This is a genomic window from Marinobacter santoriniensis NKSG1 (assembly GCF_000347775.1).
GTDB classification, from domain to species: Bacteria; Pseudomonadota; Gammaproteobacteria; order Pseudomonadales; family Oleiphilaceae; genus Marinobacter; species Marinobacter santoriniensis.
In genome coordinates, this window is sequence record NZ_APAT01000015.1 from 393,830 (window position 1) to 415,714 (window position 21,885).

18 protein-coding genes are annotated in these 21,885 nt (G+C 59.0%); 8 read left to right on the forward strand and 10 right to left on the reverse strand.

The genetic code is table 11. The annotated features are described in order from the left end of the window. Window positions 1–6: 6 nt before the first annotated feature. Genes MSNKSG1_RS07580 through MSNKSG1_RS07590 form a run of 3 tightly spaced genes read right to left on the reverse strand, consistent with a single transcriptional unit; the run spans window position 7 to window position 3,441 of the window. The gene (locus MSNKSG1_RS07580; protein WP_008938667.1) at window positions 7–2,424 is read right to left on the reverse strand and encodes an ABC transporter permease; all 2,418 of its coding nucleotides are present in this window, start codon (window positions 2,422–2,424) and stop codon (window positions 7–9) included. Next, on the reverse strand, window positions 2,387–3,097 hold the full coding sequence (locus MSNKSG1_RS07585; RefSeq protein WP_008938668.1) for an ABC transporter ATP-binding protein: 711 nt from the start codon (window positions 3,095–3,097) through the stop codon (window positions 2,387–2,389). Before MSNKSG1_RS07585 ends, MSNKSG1_RS07580 begins: the two co-directional genes overlap by 38 nt. Before the next feature lie 23 nt (window positions 3,098–3,120). After that, the gene (locus MSNKSG1_RS07590; RefSeq protein ID WP_008938669.1) at window positions 3,121–3,441 is read right to left on the reverse strand and encodes a TraR/DksA family transcriptional regulator; all 321 of its coding nucleotides are present in this window, start codon (window positions 3,439–3,441) and stop codon (window positions 3,121–3,123) included. Window positions 3,442–3,610: 169 nt separating this feature from the next. On the opposite strand from MSNKSG1_RS07590, the gene MSNKSG1_RS07595 reads away from it, so the two are divergent. Continuing rightward, the gene (locus tag MSNKSG1_RS07595; RefSeq protein ID WP_227497977.1) at window positions 3,611–5,359 is read left to right on the forward strand and encodes a diguanylate cyclase domain-containing protein; all 1,749 of its coding nucleotides are present in this window, start codon (window positions 3,611–3,613) and stop codon (window positions 5,357–5,359) included. A gap of 64 nt (window positions 5,360–5,423) precedes the next feature. On the opposite strand, the gene MSNKSG1_RS07600 is transcribed toward MSNKSG1_RS07595, so the two are convergent. Then, a complete protein-coding gene (locus MSNKSG1_RS07600; RefSeq protein WP_008938671.1) occupies window positions 5,424–6,548 on the reverse strand; it encodes an esterase/lipase family protein in 1,125 nt (374 codons plus the stop codon). Window positions 6,549–6,804: 256 nt separating this feature from the next. Here MSNKSG1_RS07600 and MSNKSG1_RS07605 point away from each other — a divergent pair, with 256 nt between their 5' ends. The 4 genes from MSNKSG1_RS07605 to glpD all read left to right on the forward strand — a co-directional run bounded on the left by MSNKSG1_RS07605 (window position 6,805) and on the right by glpD (window position 11,916). Next, a complete protein-coding gene (locus tag MSNKSG1_RS07605; RefSeq protein WP_008938672.1) occupies window positions 6,805–7,845 on the forward strand; it encodes a hypothetical protein in 1,041 nt (346 codons plus the stop codon). Between the two features lie 185 nt (window positions 7,846–8,030). Beyond that, on the forward strand, window positions 8,031–9,281 hold the full coding sequence (locus MSNKSG1_RS07610; protein ID WP_008938673.1) for an ABC transporter substrate-binding protein: 1,251 nt from the start codon (window positions 8,031–8,033) through the stop codon (window positions 9,279–9,281). Window positions 9,282–9,441: 160 nt separating this feature from the next. Further along, a complete protein-coding gene (locus MSNKSG1_RS07615; RefSeq protein ID WP_008938674.1) occupies window positions 9,442–10,200 on the forward strand; it encodes a DeoR/GlpR family transcriptional regulator in 759 nt (252 codons plus the stop codon). A gap of 168 nt (window positions 10,201–10,368) precedes the next feature. After that, complete coding sequence (gene glpD / locus MSNKSG1_RS07620) at window positions 10,369–11,916, forward strand: glycerol-3-phosphate dehydrogenase (RefSeq protein WP_008938675.1); 1,548 nt, start codon at window positions 10,369–10,371, stop codon at window positions 11,914–11,916. On the opposite strand, the gene MSNKSG1_RS07625 is transcribed toward glpD, so the two are convergent. After that, window positions 11,892–12,521, reverse strand: coding sequence for a uracil-DNA glycosylase family protein (locus MSNKSG1_RS07625; RefSeq protein ID WP_008938676.1), 630 nt, complete (start codon window positions 12,519–12,521; stop codon window positions 11,892–11,894). The two genes, glpD and MSNKSG1_RS07625, sit on opposite strands and share 25 nt — an antisense overlap. An 83-nt stretch (window positions 12,522–12,604) precedes the next feature. Between MSNKSG1_RS07625 and MSNKSG1_RS07630 the strand changes: the two genes are divergently transcribed. Further along, window positions 12,605–13,339: a nitroreductase family protein gene (locus MSNKSG1_RS07630; protein WP_008938677.1), complete on the forward strand. Its 735-nt coding sequence runs from the start codon at window positions 12,605–12,607 to the stop codon at window positions 13,337–13,339. A gap of 28 nt (window positions 13,340–13,367) precedes the next feature. On the opposite strand, the gene glk is transcribed toward MSNKSG1_RS07630, so the two are convergent. Together glk and edd are read right to left on the reverse strand one after the other, a co-directional pair. Further along, window positions 13,368–14,327 carry a glucokinase gene (glk, locus tag MSNKSG1_RS07635; RefSeq protein WP_008938678.1) on the reverse strand — a complete coding sequence of 320 codons (960 nt, stop codon included), beginning with the start codon at window positions 14,325–14,327 and terminating at the stop codon, window positions 13,368–13,370. Continuing rightward, on the reverse strand, window positions 14,324–16,144 hold the full coding sequence (gene edd, locus MSNKSG1_RS07640; RefSeq protein ID WP_008938679.1) for a phosphogluconate dehydratase: 1,821 nt from the start codon (window positions 16,142–16,144) through the stop codon (window positions 14,324–14,326). The genes glk and edd overlap by 4 nt, the downstream gene beginning before the upstream one ends. A 246-nt stretch (window positions 16,145–16,390) precedes the next feature. Between edd and pyk the strand changes: the two genes are divergently transcribed. Then, the gene (pyk, locus tag MSNKSG1_RS07645) at window positions 16,391–17,839 is read left to right on the forward strand and encodes a pyruvate kinase (protein ID WP_008938680.1); all 1,449 of its coding nucleotides are present in this window, start codon (window positions 16,391–16,393) and stop codon (window positions 17,837–17,839) included. Window positions 17,840–17,899: 60 nt separating this feature from the next. Here the strand turns inward: pyk and MSNKSG1_RS07650 are convergent, their stop codons facing one another. The 3 genes from MSNKSG1_RS07650 to zwf are packed head-to-tail and all read right to left on the reverse strand — an operon-like array spanning window position 17,900 to window position 20,728. Then, window positions 17,900–18,547 carry a bifunctional 4-hydroxy-2-oxoglutarate aldolase/2-dehydro-3-deoxy-phosphogluconate aldolase gene (locus MSNKSG1_RS07650; protein ID WP_008938681.1) on the reverse strand — a complete coding sequence of 216 codons (648 nt, stop codon included), beginning with the start codon at window positions 18,545–18,547 and terminating at the stop codon, window positions 17,900–17,902. Continuing rightward, entirely contained in the window at window positions 18,544–19,266 is a 723-nt protein-coding gene (pgl, locus tag MSNKSG1_RS07655; protein WP_008938682.1) for a 6-phosphogluconolactonase, read from the reverse strand. The genes MSNKSG1_RS07650 and pgl overlap by 4 nt, the downstream gene beginning before the upstream one ends. Beyond that, window positions 19,253–20,728, reverse strand: a complete 1,476-nt coding sequence (zwf, locus tag MSNKSG1_RS07660) for a glucose-6-phosphate dehydrogenase (protein WP_008938683.1) — start codon at window positions 20,726–20,728, stop codon at window positions 19,253–19,255. The genes pgl and zwf overlap by 14 nt, the downstream gene beginning before the upstream one ends. A 210-nt stretch (window positions 20,729–20,938) precedes the next feature. Between zwf and MSNKSG1_RS07665 the strand changes: the two genes are divergently transcribed. Continuing rightward, on the forward strand, window positions 20,939–21,811 hold the full coding sequence (locus MSNKSG1_RS07665; RefSeq protein WP_008938684.1) for a MurR/RpiR family transcriptional regulator: 873 nt from the start codon (window positions 20,939–20,941) through the stop codon (window positions 21,809–21,811). Window positions 21,812–21,885: the final 74 nt, after the last annotated feature.

Below are 21,885 nucleotides of genomic sequence, written 5' to 3' on the forward strand. Positions count from 1 at the left end.
TCGTCTCTATTCCCGGGTTTTCAGCACCGCAATCAGATCCAGATTCCGTAACCGCCACCAGGCCACCAGCCCCGATACCAGGGCGGACACAATGACCACAGTCGCAGACACCCCCAGGGTCTGTCCGGTGATCGTCAGAGGAACCCGGTACAGTTCGGTTTCGAGCGCTCCAACGATAAGCCGGGCAAGACCCTGTCCAATCAGCCATCCCAGAGGAATGCCAACCGCCACGATGATCGCCATCTCTCCAAGAAGGATATGGGAAACCTCGTTGTGGGTATAACCCAGCACCCGCAAACTCGCCAACTCGCGTCCTTTTTCCGCCAGTGAAATCCGGATCGTGTTGTACATGACACCAAACGCGATCACCCCACCGAGAAGGCTGTTGAAGAACGTAAACGTGAGGAAGGTTTTTGCGAGCGTGTCATAAAAGCTGTCCAGCATCGCCTGACGAATACTGATCCCAAGCACACCAGGGGCCTCCCGGAGTTCCCGGTAGACACGGGCCCTGGCATCCGGATCCAGGTTGAGCAGGGCCTGATTGATGACCGGTCCATCCCCGGACGCACGGTTGAGGACATCCAGCCGAGCATAGGCACCGACTCCCACCAGCTCCGATGTAATTCCGGCCACCGGCATGGACATGGACTTTCGCTTGCCCTCAAGAAACTGCACCCGAACGTCATCTCCAACGTTCACGCCGAGGCGTCGGGCCAGAAAGTCGGTCAGCAACAGACCTTCGGTGGGCAACGGCACCGCCCGCATCTTCTGGTCCACCACAAATTGCAGACGGGCATCCTCGGGCATGCCAGTGACCGACCCTCGCCATTGGCGATGTTCATGGATCAGCCGGGCGGAAACAACACGACGTCCTTCCGCGTAGCGGACACCCGGCTGCTGCTGGAGGGTGTAGAGTGCGGACGCATTGCGCGGCTCTATAAACGACGCCGTGACATCCTGCTGCTGCACTCTCGCGAATTGCTGATGAACCATCAACGAGACCGAGTCGAACTGGAAGTTACCCACCAGAACGATGCCCGTGGCCATGGCCACCCCCATCACCGACAGCACCGTACGACCGGGCCGCCGGATAAGCTGCCGGACAATCATTCGTGAAGGCTGGCTGAACCGGAGTGGTGTCAGAATACGCTCGACCCATCCGGTCCTGTATCGCGTGGGCCCTTCCGGCCGCATGGCCTCGGCTGGCGGCAATGACGCTGCCTTGTGGATTGCCTGCCACCCACCGAGCCAGGCGACGCCAAGCGTGCCCGCCGTGAGCACGAGCAACCACCGAGGATCCATGCGAAACAGCAGACCTGGAAACCGGTAATAATCCATGTACATTTCGCCCATTGCCCGGCCTGTCCAGACGCCGAGCAGCAGCCCCAGGAACAGGCCAATCACCGCAATGGTGAGTACCAGTTTGCTGTAATGCCAGCCAATCTGCCCGTTGGAATAACCGAAAGCCTTCAGAATCGCGATGATATCCCGCTGGGTATTGATCAATCGGTTGATAACCACGTTCAGAAGAAACATCGCCACTGTCATAAAGATCGCCGGAAACACCGTGGCCATGGTTTTCAGCTGACTCAGCTCATCATCCAGGAAACGGTGTGAAAACTGATCGGAACGGGCAAAAGCGCCGGTCACACCATAGCGGTCGAGCAAACGATCAATGGCTTCAATCACGGAATTTTCAGAGGCTCCACGGTCGACCGTCAGAACCAGGCTGTTGAAGGCGCCTTTCATGTCCATGGCCGCCTCCAGGGATTCCCGGCTCATCCATAACACGCCGTAGCGCTCATAGTCAGGCAACATACCGCCGGGCGGGATGGTGTAGATGAATTCCGGTGATTCCACAACGGCAGTGACCGTGAGAACCTGCCGACGACCGTGGATAATGGCCCCAAACCGGTCTCCAGGCCGGAGATCGTGCGCATTGGCAAAACTGCCGATGATGGCCACTTCCTGGCTACGGCCGGGCCTTGGCAGATGGCCCTGGCGCACGTACAACTGATTGACAGCCGGCTGCCCCCGCGGCGGAAGTGAGACCAGGCGAGCGGAGACCGGCTCCGGGAAATCGGGCATTTCAAGCTTGGCTGCGCCCTCGACCCGTGCGCTGATCCGCTCGATACCGGGAATCGCAGCCACCTTCTCCACCATGGATCGGGGCGCCCGTTTCAGGTTGGCAAAGACATCGGCGAACCGGTATTGCTGGTAGTAATCCGCCCGTGTGACCATCAGAGAGGAATAGTTGGCGAGAGACATGACGCACACGCCCACCCCGCCAGCAATCACCAGCGCAATGGCCAGCACCTGCCCCCGCATCTGCCAGAGTTCCCGACGGATTTTGGTATTCAGCGAGGCGGTTGACCGGATCATGACATCACCACGCCAGCGTCCCCGGATCCTGGCGCTGATCATTGCGGGTCTCACCACTGATACGCCCGTCTGACACGGTGATCACGCGGTCAGCCATCGCCGCGATCGCTGCGTTGTGCGTAATGATTACGGTGGTGGTACCGGTTTCCCTATTGGCCTTGTCCAGCGCCTCCAGCACCAGTACGCCGGTCGCCGAATCGAGTGCGCCAGTGGGCTCGTCGCAAAGCAAAACCCGGGGCCGCTTGGCGATGGCACGAGCGATGGCAACCCGCTGCTGTTCGCCGCCGGACAGCTGAGCGGGAAAGTGATCCATGCGGGGCTCGAGACCAACCATGGACAATGCCGCTTCGGGGGTCATCGGATCCGATGCAATCTCGGTAACGGCTGCGACATTTTCCCGGGCGGTCAGGCTGGGAATCAGATTATAGAACTGAAAAACGAAACCCACGTGCTCGCGGCGGAAAGCCGTCAGCTCCGCTTCGCTGGCATGGCTCAGATCGGTATCGAGATAGAAAACATCCCCGGAGGTCGGGACGTCCAGACCCCCCAGTATGTTCAGCAGGGTCGATTTGCCAGAGCCGGAGGCACCCAGCATGACCACCAACTCCCCCGGGAAAAGATCCAGATCCACCCCCCGAAGGGCGTGAACCTCAACGTCTCCCTGGTGGTAAACCTTGGTCAGCCCCCGGGTCCGGAAAACCGCGCTGGCATCCATACCCGATTGTTCCGGATTTACCGTCAATCTTCCGCACAATCCACGCAGACGGTTGTGTAAGGCAGAACCTGGAGTCGGCGCGGATCGATTTCGGCACCACAGGACTCACACTGGTCACCCAGACCTGCGTCCATGCGCGCCAGCGCGTGTTCGATCTGCGCGAGTTCCGAGCGGGTTTCGGATTCCAGCGAATCCACCACCTCGTCGTTCTGGGTTTGTGTTGCCTGCTCCTCAAAATCCTTGTCCAGAGCCCCGGCCTCGCGATGCTGATGGGCCTCGTAGCGGGAAAGACGAGCTTTGAGGTCTGCCCTCAGGGTTTCCAGTTCCGATTTACGACTGCTCATGTCGATCACAACTCCTTTCGAATGCCCGTGGAAAATGATGATTACCCTAAAGCATAAGGTGATTTGTGGATTGATGCTTGTCAAAATCGCTCACAGCCTCTTTGGGCACAATCATAGGCGGGGTTCTGTGTCTTGCCCGCCAGACGCCACAAAACCCCGGTCAAAAACCATGCCAGAGCCGAAAGGAACCGTTATGGGGCAGTCGCTCCCGCTGTCGAAAATCATGCATTCCGGCCTGCTGCTGCAGTGCCGACCGGAGACCACGGTTGCCGAGGCCGCGGCTCGCATGAGCGAACACAATGTGAGCTCGATTCTGGTTTCCGATGGCGGCAACATCGTCGGCATCTGGACAGAGCACGATGCGCTGGCGGTAGATTTTTCCGAACCCGGGCGGCTTGAGCAGCCCGTGAGCAACGTGATGAGTTCGCCGGTCCTGACCCTGCCCTACGATATGGATATCGGTGAAGCTGCCATGGCCTTCCGGGAAAGCGGGAAACGGCATTTTCTTGTCGTGGACCAGAACGAACACCCGATCGGCATTGTGTCCCAGACGGACATGGCTCTGAACCAGGGGCTCGAGCCCTACCTTCGCCTACGGGAAGTCCGTGCCGCCATCCCACACCCACCCATTGTGGTAAGAGGAGAGATGCCGCTCTCTGATGTCGCCCGGCTCATGCACCGGCACCATGCCGACGCGGTGGTGGTCGATTGTGGCCCGGAAGGACTGGGAATTCTGACCGAGCGGGACATTGTGCGACTCATCGGTCGTCACACCAGCAACACCCACGCAAATCTGCTCGCGACGCGCCCACTGCTGACCGTGAACGAGAACGATCCGCTCATCCAGGCACGGGACATTCTTCTCGAGCACCGGATCCGCCACCTGGCCGTGGTGAACGACGATGATGAAGTCACCGGATTGATCGGCTACAACGACATGCTGTCCGGCGCGGAGCAACTGTACCTTAATGATCTTCGCCAGGCTCTGGAACAGCGCGATGAGGCACTGGCCCGATCCCGACGCACGCTGCAGCTGGCCGAGCGGGTCATCGAGTCTTCCTTCGAAGGCATCATGATTACCGACAGCAACGTAAAGATCGAGTTCGTCAATCCGGCCTTCACCTATCTCACCGGTTACCCCCCGGAAGAAGCCATCGGCAAGGGGCCTGACCTCCTGTCCTCGGGTCGGCATGACAGCGAATTCTATCAACGCATGTGGCAATCACTGAAAACCCAGGGCTACTGGCGAGGGGAGATCTGGAACCGTCGGAAAACCGGGGAACTGTACCTGGAACTGCTGACCATCACGGCCATCACCGACGATGAGGGAAACACCACCCACTACGCGGGCCTGTTTACCGACATTACCCAGAACCGGAAAAACGAGGAACAGATCCGCCAGTTGGCCTACTACGACGCACTGACCGGCGTTCCAAACCGGCGCCTGCTGGAAGACCGCCTGGAACACGCGATCCGACACGCCCATCGCAAGAGCTGCCGCCTCGCCGTCCTGTTTCTGGACCTGGATCACTTCAAGACCGTAAACGACACCCATGGCCATGCCACCGGCGATGAACTGCTGGTGCAATTTACCCAGCGGGTCGGCGAATGCCTTCGGGAAGACGATACCCTCGCCCGCCTTGGGGGCGACGAATTCATTGTTCTTCTACCGGAGATCGAAGAACCGGAAGATGTGCGTATCGTGGCCGAACGATTGATCGAGCTGAACGGGCGTCCCTACCAGATCGATGGAGAGCCTGTGCAGGTCGGCTCAAGCATCGGTGTCAGCATCTACCCGGAGGACGGCTGCACCGCGGAAGAACTCCTCCAGGGGGCGGATGCCGCGATGTATCGATCCAAGCGGGATGGACGCAACCTTTACCGGTTGTTTACTCCAGACACGCCCCAATCCGCCTGAACCAGGCTAAGGGAGATGGCAACCAGAGCCCGGGCAATACAACGCCGGGCTCTGGCCTCGGGGATCAGTCGCCCCGATCGGCAATGTAATCCGTAATCGCCGCGTAGAACTCCATCTCGTCAAAAGTGTCAGGACCAACACCCACCACATCCAGGTGGTCCTGATTGATCACATAGCTGGAGGACGTCATCTGAGTGCTGTTCGGATGGTTGATGTCGCTGACATAACCCAGTTCCGGACGTTCCCAGACATAGTCGAGGCATCCCCAGCACTCGTAGTACTGCATACGGTAGCCTTGCTGCTGGCTGTTGATGCCGACAAGGCCATCGTCGTCGCGCTCGTAAGGGTTACCATCGCCCTGACCGGCAGCACCGTCGTTATTGCAGTCGTCAACGCAGTAGCCGTCACCATCAATGTTGTAGATGAATTCGGATGCAAGCCACAGCGCAGGGTTCAGCGAGCTGCCGCTCTGAGCCGTCATCAGGGATACGGAGTTGGCCACGTAGTTGGTGCTGGACGGATACTTCTGGTTGAACGCCTTCATGCCAGTGATGACACCGTCGTTCGGATCGTAATCGTTGTAGACCAGCTGCTTGGCACCGGCGATCGCATCGTTACCACTGCCATAGACAACACTGCCGTAGTAGTTGGCCAGGGTCTCGGTGATTGAGTTGGCGTAATGATCGAGAATGTACTTCGCCACCGGGGAACCGCGGTGCGGCGAAGACACACTGACGTGGGTCTGGACCACACGGTAGCCTTTGCGTTCTCTCAGCAGTCGTGCCGCCTTGCGCGCATCAATCCCGCCCTGGGAGTGGGAAATGATATTCACATGGCTGGCGCCGGATGTGGCCATGTAACTCTCGATATTGTTCGCCAGCTGATAGCCGCGAACTTCCGAGCTCTGGAACGGAGTGACGGAAGACACGTAGCTGCGCTGGCCATCGTTGATATCGCCGTTGCAGTTAACTTCGAGAAACTTGTCGCAGGGATCCAGGACAAAGGTTCCGTAGTCGTCACCCCAGTAGTCGTAACCGAGGATATCGTCGAAGCCGGCCATGCCGTGAGCGAACACCACCGGATACTTCGTTCGGTTGGCATCGCGAGCCATGGCGGGCATCGCGGAGGCAAGTCCGGCCAACAGCAATACAGCCGCGCTTACCCGGATCAGGGTACTTTCGTTTTTCATTTTTGAAGCCTCTTGTTTTTGTTGTGAGCAAATCCGCGGTACTGCGTGTCCGGATCGAGGCCGATCCGGACAACCGGGGTGCCTGATAAGCAGGCCCCTCTGTTCTACCGAATATTCCGCTTTCTGTGTGTGCAGGGGGTCACAGACGAGGCAATAACCGGACAGTTACTCATTTTTTGCAGTGGCGCACGGCCGAAAGTTCAGGAGCCTGATAGCTTTGTCCCGGATCCAATAACAACAACGTCAGGTGACCCGAATGAAACCCAGATCTCTCACGATTGCCGTCCTTGTCCCGCTGTTGGCCGGGGTTGCCGTCTATCAATGGGCAAACGTACCGGACCCGGCACCCGCTTCCATGCCTGAGGCCGAGCCATCCGCCGCCATCCCAATGGATCAAAGCGTTACGACCGCACCTGGAACGAAGGCACAGGCCAGCCCGGACACCGAGGAAAGTGAGCTCGACAAATTCCGGGATCGACTGTTGAACCGCTATGCCGGTCGACTGGACCAGCCAAAGTCGCAGGTGCGTTTGCTGGAAGAATTGATGCGTTATCTTTCGGAAATGGATCCGGAACACTGGAAGGAGAGTCTTGCCGCGCTGCTAAAAAGCTGGTTTCCGGATCAGGGGGATCAGTTGCTGCAAAGAGCACAGGCCATGATCGCCTACCAGGATTTTATGGAACAGGAACGTTACACCCTGAGCAGCATGGGGCCGGATGAGCGTCGGGACTTCGTCTGGGCCCGGCGCCGGGCACTGTTTGGCGATGACGCCGATATTATCTGGCAGGAGGAGCTGCGCAATCACGCGTTGAGCCAATCACTGACCGGAATCGACAAACGCGCCGGCTCTCCCACCCAGAAGGCGGCGGACTACACGCGCGCCATTCGCGAAACCTACGGTGAACAGGCAAACGCCATGCTCGAGAACCGGCGACAGGAACTAACCGACCGTTTCATCACCCTCAGTTCAGTGCAGGACTCTCTCCAGGAACTCGATCCGGATCAACGCTACGGTACGTTGCGGGAAATCCGCCAGACGATGGGTATGGAAGAAGCCGCCCTGGACCGCTGGAGTGAACTCGATCGAACCCGGGACGAGCGCTGGAAGGTCGGACAGGCCTATCAGGCGCAGCGCCAGGCCATTCAGGAGAAGTACCAACCCGGAGCAGAACGGGACCAGGCACTGGATAAGCTGAGCCGGGACTATTTCGGGGACGACATGGGTGCCGTCATTCGTGACGAAGAGGCAGCCGGTTACTTCCGGTTCCAACAGCCTCGCGTTTACGGTCAGAATTAGGGGCTGATTGATTCTGGCAATTAAAATTTGACGCCTATCAAATACCTACAAACTGTTACCCAAAGTTCCACCTTAGTCCCATTGTTGTGGCAATAATCCCCGGAGACACTTGAGAGTCCAAAAAACAACCAATCAGAAATCTGCAGCCGCCTTTCAGGCGGCATTGCATCCGGAGGCCAACATCCATGAGTCCAAGGAAAGCACTGCTGTGCGCGTGTCTGTTATTGCTGGGTAGCGTAGCAGCCACCGCCGAACCCCTGAAAATCGGTCTGAACTACCCGCAGACCGGCCGCTACAAGGATCAGGGACTGCAACAGCGCCTGGGCGCCTTTCTCGCAGTCGATGAAATCAACAAGGCCGGCGGCGTCATGGGACGGCCTTTGGAACTGGTGATCAGGAACACCCGCGGAGAACCGGCCGAAGGCGCCGAAAACACTGCAGAGCTGATCGACAAGGAAGGCGTAAAAATGGTTTTTGGCGGTGTCTCCAGCTCCGTCGCCATTGCCTCGGGAAAAGCCGCCCGGGACCGGGACACGCTCTATTTCGGAACACTGACCTACTCCAACGCCACCACGGGCGAAGAAGGCCAGAAGTACATGTTCCGTGAGCCCTACAACGCCTGGATGACGGCAAAAGTCCTGAGTCAGTACCTCAAAACCAATCACGCCAACGAAAAGTATTTCTACATCACGGCGGACTACACCTGGGGCTGGTCCGTTGAAAAGTCCGTTCGGAAATTCTCTGGCACCGAAGACACTGATGCGAACCCGGGCGTCAAGACGCCATTCCCGAGAGCGCTGATCAGCGATTTCAGGGATGCGCTCGAGAAAGCCGAAGCCAGCGACGCCAAGGTGCTGATGCTGGTGCTCTTCGGTGACGACATGGTCCGTGCGCTGAACGTTGCCTACGAGATGGGCCTGACCAAGAAAATGCAGGTGGTGGTTCCCAACCTGACGCTGGGCATGGCGCGGCAGGTTGGCCCGAAGATGATGTCCGGCATTGTCGGCGCGGCACCCTGGGTGTGGAACCTGCCCTACGAAAAGGGCTACCAGCGCGGCAAGGACTTCGTCGAAGCCTTCTCCAAGCGCTATGAAATGCGTCCATCCTCGTCCGCCGCCTCGGCCTACAGCATCATCTATCAGTACAAGGATGCCGTTGAACGTGCCGGCACCACAAAAACCAGCGCCATCATCCGCGAGCTTGAGGGCCACCACTACACCTTCCTCAAGGACGAACAATACTGGCGCGCGTTCGACCACCAGAACGTGCAAACGGTGTACGTGGTCCGCATCAAGGATCGGAACACGGTCGTTTCGGATGAATACAGTTCCGACTACTTTGACATCATCGATTCGATGGCCGGCGACGATGCCGCACAGACCCGGGAAGAGTGGAACCAGCGTCGTCAGGACGCCGGCAAGCCGACCCATCTCTGACCGGCCCGGCTGATCAATAGGGCCTGCAAGCCAGGCCCTATTGGCTGCCAACAGCCAGCTTCACCCCAGGCAAGCTGCATCCCTCCCCCAAAACCACTACACTCCCGGGATGTCCTGACCCGACAAAACCGCCTCACCCTGCCCGCCACGGAGACATTGTATGGCACAGCACCGCAGACAGGACCGGATCCTGGAAATGATTCGGGAACACGGATTCGTGACCACCGAACAGCTGGTCGAGACCTTCCATGTGACTCCCCAGACTATTCGTCGGGACCTGAACGAGCTGGCGCGCCAGAACCTGCTGAGACGCCACCACGGAGGCGCTGGCATTGATTCCAGTACCGCGAACACCGAGTACCAGACCCGCAAGATCATGGATCTGGAAGCCAAGGAGCGCATCGCCGAAGCCCTGGTAGAGATGATCCCCGACAATGCCTCCATGTTTATCAATATCGGGACCACCACCGAGACCATTGCCCGGGCCCTGCTGAAGAAGAACAACCTCCAGGTCGTAACCAACAACCTGCATGTCGCCTCCATTCTCTCTGCCAAGGAGGATTTCCATATCATCATCGCCGGCGGGGAAGTCAGGAACCGCGACGGAGGCATTGTGGGCGAGGCCACGCGGGATTTTATCAATCAGTTCAAAATGGACTTCGGGATCATCGGCATCAGCGGCATTCATTCGGACGGCTCCCTGCTGGATTTCGATTATCGGGAAGTCCGGGTCGCTCAGGCCATCATTGCCAACTCCGATCAGGTCCTTCTTGCCGCAGACCATACCAAATTCGGCCGGAAAGCCATGGTCCGCCTCGGCACGATCACCCAGGCCAACCACGTTTTTACCGACGCCCCGCCTCCCAAACCCCTTCGGGCCATGCTGGCCGACAACGACATCCAACTGCACGTCGTCTGAACGATCTCCGCTCGTCCAAAAGGACGACTCATGCTCAAATATGTTCGTTTATGTTCTTTATTTTCCTTTTCGAAAACCGTAACCTTGTCAATATACGCTGTTCGAACGTTCTGGATCGACGAACGGCCAGTGTGCAAAGCCAACGTTTTTTCGCAGGAGCGCATTCCGATGAGCAGGGATCAACAGGAGTTCGACGTCGTAGTGGTCGGTGGCGGGGTAAACGGTGTGGGTATCGCCATGGATGCAGCCGGACGCGGTCTAAAGGTGCTCCTGTGCGAGATGGACGATCTGGCCTCCGCCACCTCTTCATCCAGTAGCAAACTCATCCACGGCGGTCTGCGCTACCTGGAACACTATGAGTTCCGGCTTGTACGCGAGGCGCTGGCTGAGCGCGAGTCGCTGCTCAGGAATGCACCCCACATCATGTGGCCCATGCGCTTCCGCCTCCCCTATCGCCCCCACCTGAGACCGGCCTGGATGATCCGTACCGGTTTGTTCCTTTACGACCACCTGGCGAAGCGCGAGCTGCTTCCCGGCTCTCGATCTATTCGGTTTGACAGCTCCGATCCACTCAAACCGGAGATCAGGAAAGGCTTCGAGTATTCCGACGGCTGGGTTGATGATGCCCGGCTTGTTGTGCTCACCGCACAGAAAGCCCGGGAACTGGGCGCTACCATTCGTACGCGCACCAAATGCGTCCGGGCGGAACGGGGTTCGAGCCACTGGAACGTCACTCTCCGGGACATGCGCAACGGAGCCGAACATCACATCACCGCCCGGACCGTGGTGAATGCCACAGGTCCCTGGGTCAGCCGACTGTTTGGCGAAGCGCTGTCAATGCGGGCGCCCAAAATGATCCGCATGGTCAAAGGCAGCCATATCGTGGTACCGCGACTCAACAAGGGCCAGGAAGCCTATATCCTTCAGAATGCGGATGAGCGCATTGTCTTCGTGATCCCCTACGAGGATCACTTCTCTCTGGTGGGCACCACAGACGTGGACTATCAGGGCGATCCGTCCAAGGCTGCCATCTCAGCCGAAGAGACCACGTATCTGTTGAATATCGTGAACGATCACTTCCAACACCAGCTCACGCCGAGTGATGTAGTCTGGTCCTATTCCGGCGTCCGCCCCCTGATGGACGACGAGGAAGGCGATGCCCAGAAGGCCTCCAGGGACTACAGCTTTGAGGTCAACCGAGATAAAGGACTGGCCCCGCTGATTTCGGTTTTCGGCGGCAAAATAACCACCTACCGGAAACTGGCGGAAGCGGCCACCGACAAGCTGTGCCAGCTCTTTCCGGGCTGCGGTGAACCCTGGACCAGGAACGCCGTCCTGCCCGGTGGGGACTTTGACAGCCAGGAAGCGCTGGCGGCAAGGCTGAAAGCCGACTTTCCCTGGCTTTCGGATTCCCTCAACCGTCGGCTGGTACGCACTTACGGTACCGCCTGCCATCAATTCCTGTCGGGCCGCCAATCCATGGATGAACTGGGGCAACACTTCGGCGGCACACTCTATCGTGCCGAGGTGGATTACCTGATCGAACAGGAGTGGGCCATCACCAGTGACGATATACTCTGGCGCCGGACGAAACAGGGACTCTACGCCTCCGAGGCCGATGTGGCCGCCCTGAAGCAGTATCTGGCCGAAGCCATCCCCTCACAGGTGCCACTGCAAACCGCCAACGACCCTCAGGTTTCCGGCGTCGGCCTCTGATCGAAGGAATCGTTCAGGACTTCCGAAACCCGGTTCTGGAGCGCCGGAACAACCTCCTGCTCGAACCAGGGATTGCGCCGCAACCACAGATTGTTTCGGGGGCTCGGATGGGGCATGGGCACAAGCCGGGGCCAGTACTCCCGCCAGGCCCGGACATTCTCGGTCAACGTGGCCCGGGACTTTCCGATATGCCAGGCATGGGCGTACTGGCCTATCACAAGGGTCAGCTCGATGTTCGTCAGGCGACTGAGAAGCGCGTCCCGCCAGGTTGCCGCACACTCGGGTCGCGGGGGCAGATCACCGGACTTGCCGGTGCCCGGATAGCAAAACCCCATGGGCAGGATAGCCATTCGGGATTCGTCATAGAACGTATCCCGGGTCACCCCCATCCACTGCCTTAAGCGATCGCCGCTGGGATCGTTGAAGGGCAAGCCGGTCTCGTGAACACGACGTCCGGGCGCCTGTCCGACCACAAGTATTCGGGACGCTTCACTGAGCTGGACGACGGGACGTGGTTCACATGGCAACACATCCGCGCACAGGGTGCAGGCCCGCACCTGTCGAACCAGTTCGTCAAACGACAGTGTCTGGAGAGGATTGGTCATGGGATCTGGTGGTTACGGCAATTGCATCCATCGACATTTATCGCAACCATAGGTCGATCCGTTCAAGACCACAAGGCCAGGCCATGAATGCCAAAACAGATCCGGTTTCCGACACCGACCCCGATGCATTCAGCAAGATCGTCCGAAGCCGCCGTTCGGTGAGGCGATTTACCGGGGAACCCATCCCCCCGGAGGTGCTTCAGGATTGCCTGGAACTGGCCACTCTGGCACCGAACTCCAGCAATCTTCAGCCGTGGTCTTTCCATGTCGTACAAACCCCCGACCTGAAGGCCCAACTGGCAGAGGCTTGCCTCGGTCAGAACGCAGCCCGCACGGCGCCGGTTCTGATTGCCATCGTTGCGAGACCTCAATCGTGGAAGCAGCACGCACAGCGTGTGCTGGATGAGTGGCCGGAGGAACGCATTCCGGACATTGTGAAACGCTATTACCGCAAGGTCGCGCCCCTGCATTACCGTCAGGGACCATTCGGGGTTTTCGGGCTTGCCAAGAAAGCTGTCGGACTCGTGGCCGGCCTGAAGCGCCCCGTGCCGAGAGGTCCCTACTCACCGGCAGAGATGAAAATCTGGGCCACCAAGTCGACCGCGTTGGCCGCCGAGAATCTGATGCTGGCGCTCAGGGCCTATGGCTTTGATTCCTGTCCGATGGAGGGTTTTGATGAATGCCGGGTGAAGAAACTGCTCGAACTCCAGCGCAGCGAGTTGGTGGTCATGGTGCTCGCCGCGGGCCGACGGGGTGAGAAAGGCGTCTATAATCGCCAGCACCGCTTTACCGGCGAAGATATCATTCGATACCGGTAACCATCGTGCATGGGACCTCCTGGCCGAGTCAGAGCTCGGGGTTGGTCAGTGCTTCTGCCGCGCCACGCAGACCGGTGTATGGGTCTGTCACCACATAAACCGGCGTGGATTCCAGCAACGGACGCATCCGGCCCTTGTCTTCAAAGCCTGAACGAAACGGACTTGCCAGGAAAAAATCGAGGAACCTCGGCACCATGCCGCCACAGAGGTAAACCCCGCCCAGACTCCCCAGCGTCAGCACTGCGTTACCGGCGGTTCGCCCCAGTAGTTCACAGAAATGGTTCAGGGTATCCCGCGCCAGCGCATCCTGACGATCCGCCGCCACGGTGATTTTTTCGGGAGAATCCAGCGGTGCCGGAACGCCCAGCACCTCGGCGCGGGCCCGATAGAGATTGAGCAGGCCCTCGCCGCACAACAGGCGCTCCACTGACACCCTGCCAAAGCTTGCCTTCAGCACCCGCAGAACATCGAACTCAAGCTTGTTGGTTGGCGCAAAATCCACATGACCACCTTCGGTCATCAGTGGTACCCAGCCGCCCCGGGTGGGCACCAGACCCGAAACGCCCAGCCCTGTGCCCGGCCCTATCACCAGAATGGGCCTCCGCGGGTCGCCCGGGCCACCGCAGACAGCCACGAGGTGTTTCTGGCCCACGTGGAGCACACCGAGTGCCATGGCGGTGAAATCATTAACAACCTTGAACGTCCGCCAGCCAAACCGCACCCGCATTTCCTCAATGTCGAATTGCCAGTCGCTGTTGGTCAATTTTACTCGGGTACCTTTCACTGGCGAGGCAACCGCGAGACAGACACGGCTCACCCCATCCACACCCTGGCTTTGAAGGTAATCCTCGATCGCGTGATCGAGATTCGCGAAATCGGCACAGGACAACGCCCTTATCGCGCGGGGCTCTGCATCGCCCTCCTTGACCAGCGCAAACCGGGCGTTGGTGCCGCCAATGTCTCCTATCAGTGAGCCGTTATAGGTCATGCATCGTGATTCCAGAAAAAGCTGGCCCCTTCCTCCGGCGTGCTGGCCGCACGTCGAAGCCAACCGAACAACTCCCGACCGTATCCGTGATGACTGGCCTGCAGGTCTGCGCCAGCCGGTTCCCTTGCGGCAAACGCCGCCTCGTCCACATCAACGGACAGGGATCCGGCCTCAGCATCCAGGAGGATCATATCACCGTCCCTAACCCGCGCCAGCGGCCCGCCATCCAGGGCCTCCGGGTAGACATGAATCGCGGCAGGCACTTTGCCGGAAGCGCCAGACATGCGCCCATCGGTCACGAGCCCCACTTTGAATCCCCGATCCTGGAGAACGCCGAGATACGGTGTCAGCTTGTGCAACTCCGGCATGCCGTTGGCCCTCGGCCCCTGGAAACGGACTACCACGACACAGTCCCGATCCAGGTCACCGACGTCGAAAGCCGCTTTCAATTCGTTCTGATCATTGAACACCACCGCCGGGGCGCGCACGGTCCGATGTTCGGGGGCAACGGCAGAGACCTTGATAATCCCACGCCCCAGGTTCCCGTCGAGAACCCTCAGCCCCCCGTTGGGGGCAAAAGGCTCCGTAGCACTGCTCAGTACTTCCGGGCGTCGACTCTCCGAGACAGCGGGCTTCCAGGTGAGCGCTCCATCGGCCAGTTCGGGCATTCGGGCATACTGCTCCAGGCCATGGCCAATCACCGTCTCCACATCGTTATGGAGATACCCGCCATTCAACAGTTCCCGAATCAGGTAGGGCGTGCCGCCGGCCTCGTGAAACGCATTCACATCCTCCTGGCCATTCGGATAGATACGCGTCATCGACGGGACCACCGACGACAGTTCCGCGTAGTCGTTCCAGTCAATGATGATGCCTGCGGCCCTGGCAATCGCAATCCAGTGGATCGTATGGTTGGTTGAACCGCCGGTCACCAGCAGCGCCACCAAGGCATTGACGATGGCCTTCTCATCCACCATATCGCCCAGCCCCAACGTGCCTCCATGAGGTTTTGACAGCCGGATGACCTGTTCCGTCGCAGCCTTTGTAAGTGCATCCCGCAATTCCGTGCCCGGATGCACGAATGCTGCACCGGGCAGATGCAACCCCATTACCTCCACCAACAGTTGATTGCTGTTGGCCGTGCCATAGAAGGTGCAGGTGCCCGGGCTGTGGTAAGACTGGCTTTCGGCCTCGAGCAGTTCCTCCTTGCCGATTTTCCCCTCCGCATAGAGTTGGCGGATTCGCTGCTTTTCCTTGTTGGGCAAACCGGATGGCATCGGTCCTGCGGGCACCAGGATCGTCGGAAGGTAACCAAAACTGAGCGCACCGATCAGCAGGCCCGGCACAATCTTGTCACAGATACCCAGAAGCAGAGTGGCATCGAACATATTGTGGCTCATCGCCACGGCAGTGCTCATGGCGATGGTATCCCGGGAAAACAGACTCAGTTCCATGCCTGGCTGGCCCTGCGTCACCCCGTCACACATGGCCGGAGTGCCCCCTGCGAATTGCGCAACGGACCCCATCCCGTGGGCCGCTTCCCGGATGACATCGGGAAACGTCTGATAGGGCTGATGGGCTGAAAGCATATCGTTGTACGCCGAGACGATGGCCACGTTCGCTTTGTTCATGAATTTGAGCGTGTCTTTGTCCGACTGGGGACAGGCGGCAATACCATGGGCCAGGTTTCCGCAGGACAGCGAACTTCGATGGGGAGAGAGCGCCTTGAGCGCGTCCATCCGGCCCAGATAGTCTTCCCTGGTGCCACGGCTGCGTTCTATGATTCGCTGAGTGACCTTTTCAATGGTGGGATGCATGATGAACTCCGTTGCTTTGTCCGATGAGCCGTCGCCAATGCCGTAAGTTTACTTTCTTTTTTAAAGCCCCACAGAAAGTATCATTCATCGATTCACATTTTGTTGATATATTTACTACATAATCGGAACACGTGGCTCTCATCGCCAATGACGCAGCCTGAAAATAATCGCCTCGTGTTCAGGGTACCCACGATCAATGTACCACTGGTCGATCCAGGCTTCACAAACAACCTTAAGGAACGCACCATGCTCAGGCGCACCAAAATCGTCGCCACCCTAGGCCCCGCCACCGACTCCCCCGAGGCACTCGCTGCCATCATCCGGGCCGGGGTCGACGTTACACGACTCAATTTTTCCCACGGCAGTGCCGAAGAACACATCGAGCGGGCCCAGCGCGTTCGCCAGGCAGCCGCCGCAGAGGGTCGCTTCGTCGCCCTGCTCGCCGATCTGCAGGGGCCAAAGCTCCGGATCGCCCGCTTCGCTGACAACAAGGTCACCCTTGAAGTCGGCCAGACCTTCGTACTTGATGCCAGCATGAACAAGGAAGAAGGCACCCGCGAACGCGTGGGCATCGACTATGAGCAGTTGATTAACGACGTAGCGCCCGGTGACGTCCTGGTACTGGACGATGGCCGGATCGAGATGGAAGTGCAGTCGGTAGACGCCCACAGCATTACCTCACGAGTTCTGATCGGCGGCCCGCTCTCAAACAACAAGGGGCTGAACAAACGCGGCGGCGGACTCTCCGCCGACGCTCTGACGGAGAAGGACAAGCAGGACATTGTGACTGCGGCAAGACTGGGCGCCGATTATGTCGCCGTTTCCTTCGTCCGCACTGCAGAGGACATGCATACAGCCCGACGGCTTCTGCGGGACGCCGGTTCAGAGGCGGGACTGGTTGCCAAGATCGAACGGGCGGAACTGGCCCATGACGAGGCCGCTCTCGACGCGGTTATCGAGGCGTCCGATGCGGTCATGGTGGCGCGGGGCGATCTTGCGGTGGAAATCGGCGATGCCGAACTCGTAGGGGTTCAGAAGCACATTATCGCCCGCGCCCGATCCCTGAACCGTGCCGTCATCACCGCCACCCAGATGATGGAATCCATGATCACCAATCCGATGCCAACCCGGGCGGAAGTGTCGGATGTGGCGAACGCCGTGATGGACTATACCGACGCCGTCATGCTCTCGGCCGAAACCGCCGTCGGCGATTATCCGACGGAGGCGGTGGAAGCCATGGTTCGAATCTGTCTCGGCGCCGAGAAGCACCCCTCCATGCATCAGTCCAAGCACCGGATCCACGAAAGCATGGAACGCGTAGACGAGGCCATTGCCCTGTCGGCGATGTACGCAGCCAATCACCTGGAAGGCGTCAACGCCATCATCTGCATGACGGAAACCGGGGCAACCCCGCGACTGATGTCGCGGATCAAGTCGAGCCTGCCCATCTTCGCTTTTTCCCGCCACCATTCTACCCAGCACAGGGTGGTTCTCTATCGGGGCGTGCAGACGGTTCCGTTTGATTCGGCCAAAGTGCCCCATGAGCAAACCAACGCCAGGGCGGTCGCGGAACTGGTGAACCGGAACATCGTCAAGGAAGGCGACCTGGTGGTTATGACCAAGGGCGACTATGCCAATGCCCAGGGAGGCACCAACAGTATGAAGATTGTCCGGGTGGGACCAGACATTCGCTAGTCCCTGCAAATGACCGGGCCGCTCAACCCCGACACGCCGATTGAGCGGCCTGGCACCGGATCAGAGATCCGCCAGACTTCCCCTCGCAATGTCCTCAATCTGCGCCCAGTCCTTTTGCGCCACCACATCCTCCGGCGTCAGCCACGAGCCACCCACGGCTTTGACATTGCCGAGAGCCAGGTAATCCTTTGCCGTTGCACGGCGAATCCCGCCAGTGGGACAAAACACCACCTCCGGAAAAGGCCCACCGAACGACTTCAATGCTGCCACTCCCCCGGAAACCTCGGCCGGAAAAAACTTGAAAGCACGGTAGCCGTGCTGATAGCCCATCATCAATTCGGAGACCGTGGCAATGCCGGGCAACAGGGGCACGGCGGACGTGACCCCGAACTCCAGCAGTGATTCGGTTACGCCCGGCGTTATCACGAACTGGGCGCCGGCGGACTCAACCTGGCGATACTGCTCAACACTGGTGACGGTACCGGCCCCCACCCAGGCTTCGGGAATGGCCGAGCGAACGGTTTCAATAGCGCGCAACCCATGCTCGGTCCTGAGCGTGATCTCCAGCACGGAGATTCCGCCGGCCACCAGGGCCCGGCAAAGTGGAATTGCGTCTTCGGGATCCCGGATTGCGATAACCGGTATCAGAGGCGACGCCCCAAGGACAGACTGAATGCGATCTCGGTGGTAATCAGACAACTGACTCATGATGGACTCCAGTATATCTTCAGGCCCGGCCTGAGAAAGCCTCGAACAGGCATTTCCATAACGCGTTCCGGATTTGCCATCGCTTCCTCAAGAGTCGCGAGCTTGTCCTCGCCCCGCAGGTGCAGGGCCACGAAACGGGCGGAAACCAGAAAACGGTAGGTCAATGTAATCCGTCGCTGAGCCTGGGATGGAGGGGTAGCAACCACCACTCTTTCGTTGTTGTCAGGATCCATCGCCGTGGGGAGCTCCGGGGCATCGGGAAACAACGACGCGGTGTGGCCGTCGTTGCCCATACCAAGAACAACGACATCCGGAGGTTCGATCAGCCCGGCGAGGCACCGCCGGGCCCCAGCCAGACCCTCCTCCGGCGTTGCCCCGGGCTGCTTGAGCGACAGAAAGTGCGCCTCGCCGGCACGGTCACGCAACAAATGCGCCTTCACCAGCGCGGTGTTACTGGCCGGATCGTCCTCCGACACCCAGCGTTCATCGGCAAGAACGACGTCCACCCGATTCCATTCCAGAATCTTCCCGCTGAGCGCATGGAAAAATGGCAGGGGCGTCGAGCCCCCGGATACCACGAGGCTTGCCCTGGGGGCACTGGAAAGCCGTTCGGCGAGAAACCCCGCGACAGCATCCGCGAGCTGCTCGCCCACCTCACCAGGGGTCCGACCGACATGGCATTCAATGCCGTCCGGCAGCGACAGCTCAGACATCTTCATACAAGCTCCTGCCATCCCGGGTGATCATCGCAATGGAAGCCACCGGCCCCCAGGTACCGGCAGCATAGCGCTTGGGTGGTTCACCGCTGTCCCGCCAGTTCCGAATGACCTGATCCACCCATCGCCAGGCGTACTCCACCTCGTCACGACGGACAAACAGGTACTGGTTGCCTTTCATGATCTCCCACAGCAAACGCTCATAGGCATCGGGGATACGATCGGTTTCGAAGGTCTCCGAGAAGGTCAGCTCCAACGGGCCCTGTCGCAGTCGCATGCCTTTATCCAGGCCATGATCCTTGGTCAGGATTCTCAGGGACATACCTTCATCGGGTTGCAGGCGGATAATCAGCTTGTTATTGGCCAGGTGCTTCTGATCCGGGTCAAAGATATAGTGCGGCGCAGGTTTAAAATGAATAATGATCTGGGACAGCTTCTCAGGCAGGCGCTTGCCGGTGCGAATGTAGAAAGGCACCCCGGACCAGCGCCAGTTTTCAATCTCGGCCTTCAGGGCGACAAAGGTCTCGGTCTCGCTGCCCTTGTTGGCGCCCTCCTCTTCGAGATATCCGGGCACCGGTTTTCCATCACTGGTGCCGGCGGTGTACTGACCCCGAACCACGTAACTGTCCATCATGTCCGGACGGATCGTTTTCAACGCCTTCAGGACCTTCACCTTCTCGTCGCGGAGACTGTCGGCAGACAGATCGGCTGGCGGATCCATGGCAATCAGGCAAAGCAGTTGCAGGAGGTGGTTCTGCACCATATCGCGGATCTGGCCAGCCTTGTCGAAATAGCCCCATCGACCTTCGATGCCGACACTCTCCGCCACCGTGATTTCCACGTGAGAGATGTGATTCTGATCCCACTGGGACGCAAACAGGTTGTTGGCGAACCGCAAGGCAATCAGATTCTGGACCGTCTCCTTGCCGAGATAATGGTCGATCCGGAAAAGCTGGTTCTCGTTATAGACTTCACCCAGTTCGTCATTGATCACCTTCGAAGATTCAAGGTCATGGCCAATGGGCTTTTCCACCACCACCCGGGTATTCTCGTTGCAGCAACTAGCTGCCTTCAGGTTTCTCGCGATGACCCCGTACATGGCCGGCGGCGTCGCCATATAGACAATCAGTTCGTTGTCCGGCGCATCGCGCCAGGTCTGCAAGACGTCATAACCGGCGGGATCCGTAAAATCGAGGAGCCGGTATTCCACCCGTTCCAGAAAACCGCGGGCAACCCCGGCATCGAACTCGGCGGGCTTCACGTACCGCTTGAGGTTGTCGAAAAGCTGATCCCGAAACCCCGTGGTCTCCATGTCCCGGCGTGCCAGAGCAAGCACCCGACTTTCCGGAGCAAGCAACCCCGCACATTCGAGCTGGTATAATGCCGGAAACAGCTTCCGCTGGGCCAGATCACCGACGGCGCCAAACAGCATGAGATCGCAGCGCGTATCGCTCGTTTTGACCATCGACTCACTCTCCCCGCCTTTGCCTCGCCAGGCCGACATACCAACCGGAGGCCATGTGTAGTAATATTAAACAAATACTGTCATTCCAGATCGGTGATTCCAAGGTTTTTCACTGGCAATGACACATTTACTACCCGACCATGCGGCTGAAGACAGCACAGTCGGCTTTTTGTTTATCACCATGACAACCGAAGCAGGGAGTATCCTTCCATGGCGGCGACCCCCGCGCACCGTGACGACAATCTTCTGGAAGACATCCAGGCTCGGCTGGACAGCCTCAACAAATCCGAACGCAAGGTCGCAGAAGCCATCCTGCGGGATCCCAGCGCGGCGACTCGTTACAGCATTGCCGCCCTGGCCCGGGCGGCCGATGTCAGCGAACCGACCGTCAACCGCTTCTGCCGTGGCTTCTCCGCCACCGGTTTTCCCGACTTCAAAATCCGGCTTGCCCAGAGCATTGCCACCGGAACGCCCTACGTCGGCCAGAACGTCGAACCGGATGATACGGTCGCGGAGTTCGCAGACAAAATCATGCTGAGCACGATCGCCAGCCTCGACAAGGCCCGGCAATCCCTCGATCCGAAGGCCCTGGCAAGCGTTATCGACTACCTGATACAGGCCAAGCAGATCAACTTCTTCGGCATGGGAGGCTCGGCCTCCGTCGCCCTTGATGCCCAGCACAAGTTTTTCCGGTTCAATATTCCGGTCATGTCCTATGACGACGCCTTGATGCAACGTATGGTGGCCGCCGGCGCCCAGGTGGGTGACGTTATCGTTCTCATCTCTTACACCGGACGCACCAAGGAAACGGTCGACATTGCCAGGCTTGCCCGGAGTAATGGCGCAACCGTCATCGGCATTACCAACCCGGACTCGCCTCTCTCCGAGTGCTGCACCGAGGTGCTGGGTGTCACGGCCCCCGAAGACACCGAGGTGTACATGCCGATGTCCTCGCGGATCATCCATCTCACTGTCATCGACATTCTCGCGACCGGCGTTACGCTCAAGCGCGGCAAGGACTTTCTCGGCCACCTCAAAAAAATCAAGGAGAGCCTGAAGGCAACCCGTTTCCCACAGAACTGACCCGGCCTGCCTTTCAAATTAGCAGAGATTTGCCGAGTCTGACGACTCAAAAACACAAAGGGCGCCGAAATGGC